General features: G+C 70.8%; 6 protein-coding genes and 2 pseudogenes. All 8 read right to left on the bottom strand.

What is annotated here, in order from left to right; all coding sequences use genetic code 11:
- A pseudogene (locus ABZ453_RS49925) lies at positions 1–191 on the bottom strand (electron transfer flavoprotein subunit beta); the annotation flags it as partial.
- Positions 192–223: 32 nt separating this feature from the next.
- Positions 224–970, bottom strand: a complete 747-nt coding sequence (locus tag ABZ453_RS49920) for a GntR family transcriptional regulator (RefSeq protein ID WP_359026557.1) — start codon at positions 968–970, stop codon at positions 224–226.
- The gene (locus ABZ453_RS49915) at positions 963–2,129 is read right to left on the bottom strand and encodes an acyl-CoA dehydrogenase family protein (protein ID WP_359026555.1); all 1,167 of its coding nucleotides are present in this window, start codon (positions 2,127–2,129) and stop codon (positions 963–965) included. The genes ABZ453_RS49920 and ABZ453_RS49915 overlap by 8 nt, the downstream gene beginning before the upstream one ends.
- Positions 2,130–2,150: 21 nt before the next feature.
- Positions 2,151–3,338, bottom strand: a complete 1,188-nt coding sequence (locus ABZ453_RS49910; protein ID WP_359026553.1) for a CaiB/BaiF CoA-transferase family protein — start codon at positions 3,336–3,338, stop codon at positions 2,151–2,153.
- A gap of 1 nt (position 3,339) precedes the next feature.
- The gene (locus tag ABZ453_RS49905) at positions 3,340–4,539 is read right to left on the bottom strand and encodes an MmgE/PrpD family protein (RefSeq protein WP_359026551.1); all 1,200 of its coding nucleotides are present in this window, start codon (positions 4,537–4,539) and stop codon (positions 3,340–3,342) included.
- 185 nt (positions 4,540–4,724) lie between these two features.
- Entirely contained in the window at positions 4,725–4,994 is a 270-nt protein-coding gene (locus ABZ453_RS49900; RefSeq protein ID WP_359026549.1) for a hypothetical protein, read from the bottom strand.
- Between the two features lie 49 nt (positions 4,995–5,043).
- On the bottom strand, positions 5,044–5,286 hold the full coding sequence (locus ABZ453_RS49895; RefSeq protein WP_359026559.1) for a hypothetical protein: 243 nt from the start codon (positions 5,284–5,286) through the stop codon (positions 5,044–5,046).
- Between the two features lie 64 nt (positions 5,287–5,350).
- Positions 5,351–6,273, bottom strand: a pseudogene (locus ABZ453_RS49890) (AMP-binding protein).
- Positions 6,274–6,421: the final 148 nt, after the last annotated feature.

The following is a 6,421-nucleotide window of genomic DNA, read 5'->3' as shown; positions in this document are numbered from 1 at the left end:
GTCAGGACCGTGACCTCGACGTCGTCATCGGAGTTCTCGGCAATCTGCAGCGCCTGCTCGACCGCGTACTCGTCCAGCTCGGAGAGCAGACCGTCCACGTCGTCCCGGTCGACGGTCAGGTCATCGGCGAAGTGCCGGTCGCCAGTGGCGTCGGGCACGTACTTCACAGTGACAACGATCCTCAAGCTCAAGGTTCCTTCTCCTCAACAGGTTGGTACGGACTTCACTGGCCACTGCGCCGCAGCCGTACGCGATACGAGTAGTGCTCGGGCAGGAAGTGACTGATGGCCAGCTCGACGAGCTGTCCGGTCACGGTCTGGTAGACGCGGTCGATGCGCAGGAGCGCCCGGCCCGGTTCACAGCCCAGGTGCTTGGCGATCTCCGGTGTGGCCTCGGCGACGGTGATGCTCTGTTCGGCCTCGGCGATCGGTTCGGGCAGCCGCTGGTCGAGCAGCCCGATGACGGTGAAGGCGTTCGGGGAGCCGGGCAACGTCAACTCGGTCACGTCGGACAGGAGTTGGCCGACGGCGGGAGGTAGCCAGACCGAGGTGTGGCAGAACGCCGTGTCCTCGTGCAGCCGAAGGAAGGACAGCTTGTGCACGCGGTCGGTGTGCAGACCGAGGCGGCCCGCCGCGTCCACGTCGACCCGCCGGTGCAGCGGTGTCACCACGTCCATACGGGTGTCGATGGACAGTCCCATCAGGTCGTCCACCGACCCGAACTGCCGCAGATACTGCTCCTCCCGGGGCGTGGAGAAGGTGCCGCGCCCCGGCACGCGGTAGACCAGGCCCTCCGCGACGAGGTCCTGGAACGCCCGCCGCACGGTCTGCCGGCTGACCCCGTACGTCTGGGCCAACTCGGCCTCGGTGGGCAGCCGTACGCCGTCCGGGTAGTCATGGCGCAGGATCGCCGCCCGTAGTTCGCGCGCGAGGCGCAGATAGGTGCTCTCCCGCTGGGGGTGTTCAGCCATCGAGGCCGCCTCTCGCCACCAACTGGGCCGCGATGACGTTGCGTTGGATCTCGTTGGTGCCCTCGCCGACGATCATCAGCGGGGCGTCACGGAAGTACCGCTCCACGTCGAACTCGGTCGAGTAGCCGTAACCGCCGTGGATCCGCACCGCGTTGAGCGCGATCTCCATGGCGGTCTCGGAGGCGAACAGCTTGGCCATGCCCGCCTCCATGTCGACCCGGTGCCCGGCCTCGGCCTCCCGGGCCGCGTGCAGGACCAGGTGGCGGGCGGCGGTGAGCTTGGTCGCCATGTCGGCGAGGTAGTTGCCGATCGACTGGTGACGCCAGATGGGCTTGCCGAAACTCTCCCGCTCCTGGGCGTAGCGCAACGAGTCCTCGAGCGCCGCGCGTCCCACTCCCAGCGCACGGGCGGCGACCTGGAGCCGGCCGGTCTCCAGACCCTTCATCATCTGGCCGAAGCCCTGGCCCTCCGCACCGCCGAGCAGCGCATCGACGGGCAGCCGGTAGTCCTCGAAGGACAACTCGCAGCTCTCCACGCCCTTGTAGCCGAGCTTGGGCAGATCACGGGAGACGACGAGGCCCGGTCCGTGCTCGGCCAGCAGGATCGAGATGCCCCGGTGAAGCGGCTCGGCGGCCGGGTCGGTCTTGCACAGCAGCGCGATCAGTCCGGCGCGGCGGGAGTTGGTGATCCAGGTCTTCGCTCCGTTGACGACGTACTCGCAGCCCTCCCTGCGCGCGACCGTCGTCATCGCCTGGAGGTCGGAACCGCCGCCCGGCTCGGTGAGCGCCATCGTGGCGCGCACCTCACCGGTCGCCAGCCGCGGCAGATGGCGCCGCTTCTGCTCCTCGGTGCCGTACAGCAGCAGGAGCTTGGCCACGACCGTGTGTCCGCCCATCGCCCCGGCCAGGCTCATCCAGCCGCGCGCCAGCTCCTCGGTGACCAGCACGAAACAGGGCATGGAGACGGGGTTCCCGCCGTACTCCTCGGGGATCGCCAGGCCGTAGACACCGAGTTCCTTCATCCGCTCGATGAGGTGCTCGGGGTAGGTGTCGGAGTGCTCCAGCTCCTTGACGACGGGCCTCACGTCCTTGTCGACGAATTCGCGCACGGTTCGTACGACGAGCTGCTCGTCGTCGGGCAGGAGGTCCAGGACGCTCATCGGGGCATTCTCCACACGTCGTCAGATGACGGCGTCGGCGCGCAGGGCGTCGATGTCGTCGCGGGTACGGCCGAGTCCGGTGAGGATCGCGTCGGTGTGCTCGCCGACGTCCGGTACGGGATCCATGCGTGCGGGGACGCCCGCGAGGTCGGCGGGCGGCAGCAGGGCCTGGACCGTCGCGCCCGGCACGGCCACCTCCTGCCAGCGTCCGCGGACGGCCAGCACGGGGTGGTCGAGGAACGCGGCGACGTCGTTGACTCCCGCGCAGGCGATGCCGATCCGCTCCAGGTCCGCGAGGACGTCGTCGGCGTCGGAGCGGGCGATGCGCTCGGCGACGATCGCGTTCAACTCGTCCCGGTGCACCACGCGTTGGGACCCGGTGGCAAAGCGCGGATCGTCCGTCAGGGCCGGCCGGCCCAGGAACTCCGCGCACAGGACGGCCCATTCGCGCTCGTTCTGGATGGAGAACAGCACCTGCCGGCCGTCGGCGGTCGGGAAGGCGCCGTAGGGGGCGATGGTCGCGTGCTGGGTGCCGAGGCGGGCGGGCTGGGTGCCGCCGTAGCGGGTGTAGTAGGCGGGCTGCCCCATCCACTCGGCGAGCGCCTCGAACAACGACACCTCGACGGGGTGCGTGCGGCCGGTCGTGGCCCGCGTGTACAGCGCGGTCAGGATGCCGCTGTAGGCGTACATCCCGGCCGCGATGTCCGCCACGGAGATGCCGACGCGGGCGGCCTCGTCGGTGGTTCCGGTGAGGGAGACGAGCCCGGTCTGGCACTGCACCAGCAGGTCGTAGGACTTGCGGCCGGCCCAGGGTCCGGTCGTGCCGTACCCGGAGATCGTGCAGGGGATGAGCCGGGGGTGGCGCTCGGTCAGCGTGCCGGTGTCGAGTCCCAGCCGGTCGGCGGCGCCCGGCGCCAGGTTCTGGACGAACACGTCGGCGTCGTCGAGGAGTTCGCGGAGGATCTCCAGGCCGCGCGGGTCCTTCAGGTCGAGTGTGAGGGATTCCTTGGAGCGGTTGAGCCAGACGAAATAGCTGGAGTGACCGTGCACGGTCGTGTCGTAGCGGCGGGCGAAGTCGCCCTCTCCCGGCCGCTCCACCTTGATGACGCGGGCACCGAGGTCGGCGAGCTGGCGGGTGGCGTACGGGGCGGCGACGGCCTGCTCGAGGCTGACCACCGTGATGTCGGACAGGGGGAGTTGCTGCCGCACGTCACGCCTCCTCGTCGGGGAACTGCTCGCGAAGCACCTCGCGGGCTCGTGCCCACGTCAGCCCGTCCAGCAGCGAGGGCACATCCGTACCGCAGGCGGCGGCCTTGGCGCGCGACTCGGCCTCGGACACGGGCCGTTGCGGAGCCCCGGGCGGCAACTCCAGCTCGGCGTACACCTCACCGCCGTCCGCGAGGCCGACCCGCAGCTCCACGCGCCCGTCCAGCAGCGTCCTCGTCTCACCCGGAAGCAGCTCGACCCCGACGAGGCCGACGAGTTTCTGCGCCTCGGGCCGCGCGACGGCCGCGTCCGTGAAGCTGTCGAAGCCGGGATAGTCGTCCAGCAGCGCCGCCGCCACCGCGTACGGCAGCGAGAACTTGCCTTCCAGGCCGGTCACCGGACGGTCGTGGAGGAGCGGCTGAACGGTGCCCGCCGGCGTGGTGACCGTGACCGCCGTGATGTCGCCGCGGACGTGGTCGCGCACCTCCCGCAGCGCGGCGATGGGCCGCTGCATGGCGTAGCAGCAGGGGAAGAGCTTGACCGCGAGGCCGCCGGGGACGGCCGGGGCGGCGGGGAAGTCCGCGTCGGGTGTGCCCCCGACCCGCCTGATCCAGGCCTCCAGTGCGCGCGGATCCGCGGTTGCTCCCGCCCGCGCCAGCCGCGCGGCCCGTACGCCCGCCTCGGCCGCGAAGCCGACCTGCAAGGACTTGCCGTGCGTACCGAAGGCCTCCTGCCCGCCGCCGGCGGCGGGTACGGCGAGGGCCATCGCGGTGGCCAGCTGCTCGGCGTCCAGTCCGAGGGCGATCCCGGCCGCGACGGCGGCCGCCGGGGCGCCCGCCGTGCAGGTCGTGTGCCAGCCGGCCGCGTAGTGGCCCCAGCCGAGCATCGCGCCGAGCCGTGCCATGACCCCCGCACCCGCGAGGTAGGCGCGGGCGTCACCTCCCACGGCGAGCACGGCCGGGACGGTGACCACGGAGATGTGGGCGGTGGTGTCGGTGTGCAGGTCGTCGAAGTCCAGCACATGGGCCATCGCCGCCCAGCGGGCCGCCTCCGGCAGGGAGGCGGCGACGGATCGCAGCGGATGCGTGCGGGCGGCCAGCGCCACGGCGACGGTGTCCGCCAGCGATCGCTCCGCCAGCGCCAGGTCCTCCGGCGCCGGGCGGAGATCGCGGGCCCACTGGGCGAGCGCTCGGGCAACGGCCATGAAAAAGTTTGTACGGCCAAATCCTGAGCGCTGTCAACGCCGACTGACGTGGCCCGACGTGTGTCGTGCCGCACTCCCCGAGTGAGGCCCAGGACACATCCGCACTCTGGGCGCACTTTGTACGCACCAATGAAGTCGTACGCACCAATGACGTTGTACGCACCGGTGACCGCGGGAAGCTGTCCTCAGTTCTCCCGGCTCGGATCGCACAGCACCATCACCGCGCGGGCGACGAGTTCTCCGGCACCGCCCAGTTCCCGGCGGTAGCGGCCCGTCATGCCCCGTACGGTCTCGGCGAAGGCGGGGTCGGCGGCGCGGGCACGGGCCGGGGGAGGGAGTTCCTGGGCCATCGCGCGACGGCGGGCCAGGAGCGCGATGATCTCGTCGTCCAGGCGCTCCAGCTGATCGAGTGACCGCTGTGCCGTCACACCGGCAGCGTGGTCGGTCGTCGTCACGAGAGATCTCCGTTCTCCTCCGGGATCGGGATCGCGGTCCCGTCCGTCCTCATAACAGGTGGTCCTTCATCACTTTGCCCGTGGCGCTGAGCGGCAACTCCTCACGGAACTCCACCGATCTCGGCACCTTGAACCCGGCCATCCGATCACGGGCCCAGCCGATCAACTCGGCTTCCGTGACCGGCCCGTGCCGCACCACGAAGGCCTTTCCCACCTGGCCCATCCCGGCGTCCGGCACGCCGATCACCGCGACCTGGGCCACCGCCGGATGCCGGAGCAGGAAGCCCTCGATCTCGGCCCCGTAGGCGTTGAACCCCCCCCGACGAGGAATACGTCCTTCTTGCAGCCCACGATCCTCAAGCGGCCCCGCCCCCCGAAGGTTCCGAGGTCGCCGGTGTGCAGCAGCCGTCCTCGTCGACGGCCTCGGCGGTCGCCTCGGGGTCGTCGAGGTAGCCGCGCATCACGCTGTAGCCGCGCACCAGCACCTCGCCGGCGTCGGCGACCCGGACCTCGACGCCGTCGCAGGGGGTGCCGACCGTGGTGGCGATGTCCTCGAAGGAGCCGCCGGGGCGGGACGCGGTGACGGTCCCCGCCTCGGACAGGCCGTACCCCGTCATGATCGACCGGAAGGGCAGCTCGCCGCGGATCCGGTGGATCAGCTCGACCGGGATGTCGGCGGCACCGGTGGCCGCGGCGCGCAACGAGGACAGGTCCCGTCCGCCCTTCTCCTGCGCCTGCAGCAGGGAGTGGTAGAGCGTCGGCGGACCCGGCAGCATCGTCACCCGCTCACGCTCGACCAGGTCCAGCACGTGCTCCACGTCGAAGACCGGCCCGGGCAGGACGGTGGCGCCGCGGATCAGGGAGGCCACGCAGCCGGCCTTGCAGCCGAAGATGTGGAAGAACGGGTTGACGATCAGATAGCGGTCGCCCTGCCGCAGATCGGCCAGGTCGCACCATCCCGCGTACAGACGCAGGGTCTGCGCGTGCGTCATCAGTACGCCCTTGGGCCGCCGGTCGTCCCCGACGTGAAGACGATGTCGGCCACGTCGTCGCCGTCCACGTCCCGCTCGAACGGCGAACCGCTCTCCAGGAAGCCGGACTTGAGGTCGATCACCGGAACTCCGGACGGCCCCGTGAACTCCCTTCCCAGGAAGCCCTGTTGCACCAACACCGCCCTGGCGCCGCTGCGTACGACGATGTCGTGCGCCTCCTCCGCCTTGAACCGGGTGTTGACCGGCACCAGCACCCCACCGGCGGTGAGCAGGCCGAACGCGGCCACGATCCACTCGGCGGAGTTCGGTGCCCAGATCGCCACCCGGTCGCCCCTGCCCACCCGTTACCTTCTAGACGGCCCCGATCTTGGGGCTCCCGGCCTTCTGGCCCGGCATGACTATGTCCCCCTGTCGCCCATGACCCGGGGGGTGGTG

Origin of the sequence: Streptomyces sp. NPDC005799 (assembly GCF_040630525.1) — a bacterium.
Classification (GTDB): domain Bacteria; phylum Actinomycetota; class Actinomycetes; order Streptomycetales; family Streptomycetaceae; genus Streptomyces; species Streptomyces griseorubiginosus_B.
Note: the sequence above shows the minus strand (reverse complement) of the source record. Positions and strands in the feature narration are given on the sequence as shown.